Here is a 2,282-nt window from a genome sequence, read left to right on the forward strand (position 1 = left end):
CAGGTTTGAGGTTTCAGGTTTGAGGTTTCTGGTTTCAGGTTTGTGGGGTGTAGGGTCCTAAATAGGGTTGACCGTTTTATGAAGTTGGTTAATGGGAATTAAAGGGTTTGAGTCAAAAATGTTCTTAGGTCAAGTGCTTGAATTCCTTCAACGGTGTTTCCTGAAAAGGGTTTCATCGTAATTACTGTTTTGGGATAATTGTCTGTGATACGTTTTAAATTTCCAAATTCACGTTCCAGGGTTTGGGGGTGATCCAGTGTTAAAGCTACCTGAAAATAGTGTTTTTCTCCATTTTTTTCAGCTATAAAATCGATTTCAGACTGATTGAGTACTCCAATATTGACTTTAAACCCTTTAAATATCAGCTGATTATAGACTACATTCTCGAGTATTTTTCCGAGATCTTCCAAGCGATACCCCCAAATACCATGACGAATGCCTATGTTTTCAAAATAATACTTGTCGCCTATTTCAAATAAACGTTTGCCCACGATATCATAACGGGCCACTTTATGGATGATAAAAGCATTGGTGAGGTGACTTAAATACGTCTGAACCTGGTTGGGGGCCATATTGATGCGCTTGGCTTTTAAAAAGTCACTTATTTTCTTTGCAGAAAACAAACTCCCTGTATTGTCAGCCAAAAACAATACCAGCTGTTCCAAAAAGGCCACATTGCGCACTTCATACCGATTTATAATATCGCGGTAAACAATGGTGTTGTAAATATTTTTTAAATATTCAAAGACTACTTCATCGTTTAAAGGCAAATGCTTTAAATAAGGTAAACCGCCATATTTCAAAAAGAGCTCCAGTGCCGCTTCATTTTCCTTTAAGTTGTGAAACTCCAGAAATTCGGTATAGGACAAACTGAACACTTCAATTTCAATGTACCTGCCACTCAAGTGTCCGGCGATGTCCCCTGAAAGCATATTGGCGTTGCTGCCGGTGCAATACAAATCGAGGTTTTCATCGAGCAACAAGGATCGCAAGGCTTGTTCAAAACCTTCAATGTCTTGTATTTCATCTATAAACACATAGGTTTTACGGCTTGCCTTTTTTTGATTGTTTACATACTCCACTAAGTGGGTTGCTGTTTTTATTGGTGCAAACTGAAGGTCTTCTTTATTGATGTAAATGATTGGTGGTGATTTCTCTTGCTTCTTTAAGTGTGCCATCACCTGATACAACAGATAGCTTTTACCCACCCGCCGTTGTCCTGTAAACACTTTGATGAGTTGTTTTCCTATAAAGGGTATTGTTTTATTTAGATAAATATGTCTGATATGGAGGTCTTTTGGCAACTTCATGACGCAAATTTATTATAGATATAATTATAACTTTAATCAAATATAGTGATTATTATAAATATAGGTATAATATTTCGGTTATTAAATAAAAGGGGAAAAAAACCTGCCCGGGTAGATTTCCGGGTGAAAGACCGAAAACCGGGGAAAAAAAACAGTGATAGGGGCAACCTTAAATTAGCGCTTTTTCAGAAAACATCAGACCGACAATGGTGTCATTTCATTTGATACAAAAATTGTTGGTTCTTCTATCCAACCCTCTTCTACGAGTTTGTCGTAATCTTTGGGTTTTAAATTGTTGATTAAACAAAATATTTTTTTATATGGAACTCCTTTGAAGGAGCAAAATTCATCTATAGTGACTATCTGTCGTTCTTTTTTTCCGTAAGCTTCTCTAATATCCCTGAGCCATGCACGCGCCGTTCCTTTTTTCACATCAAGGATGGTTGCTATATCACTTGACTTAATGTCAATACGATATAACTTCATTATTGTGAGATTTACAAATTTCAGTACTCTAAACAAGGATACTAAAATTTTATTTTTAAATTCTTTACACATAAATTAGAATTAATCTATGTAACAAAAATAAAGTACCCTTTTTGAAATTAAAAGTACATTTTGTTAACGTTATTAACAATTTAACCACTAAAACCGTAAAGTTATTAACAAACGTGAAATTATTTCCATTTTGTGAGCCTGCCGGCGGGTTACTTGGTTCAATATGAATCAAATAAAACCATTGAAAGTCCTCCCCTAAGGCCTCCCCTGACCCCTCCCAAGGAGGGGGATTGGAATCAGCAATTCATCCGCTTTGCCCCGGCCCTAAGTCCTCCCCTGACCCCTCCCAAGGAGGGGGATTGGAATCAGCAATTCATCCGCTTTGCCCCGGCCTAAGTCCTCCCCTAACCCCTCCCAAGGAGGGGGATTGGAATCAACAATTCACCCGATTTGCCCCGGCCTGCCAGAGGCGGG

Annotated in this window: 2 protein-coding genes; both read right to left on the reverse strand. The window is 38.0% G+C overall.

Features of this window, described 5'->3' with window-relative positions; translation table 11 throughout:
* Positions 1 to 98: 98 nt before the first annotated feature.
* On the reverse strand, positions 99 to 1,310 hold the full coding sequence (locus AC6F75_RS13210) for an AAA family ATPase (protein WP_500715559.1): 1,212 nt from the start codon (positions 1,308 to 1,310) through the stop codon (positions 99 to 101).
* Between the two features lie 195 nt (positions 1,311 to 1,505).
* Entirely contained in the window at positions 1,506 to 1,796 is a 291-nt protein-coding gene (locus AC6F75_RS13215) for a hypothetical protein (protein WP_500715560.1), read from the reverse strand.
* Positions 1,797 to 2,282: the final 486 nt, after the last annotated feature.

The sequence above is a fragment of the Planktosalinus sp. genome, assembly GCF_059864935.1.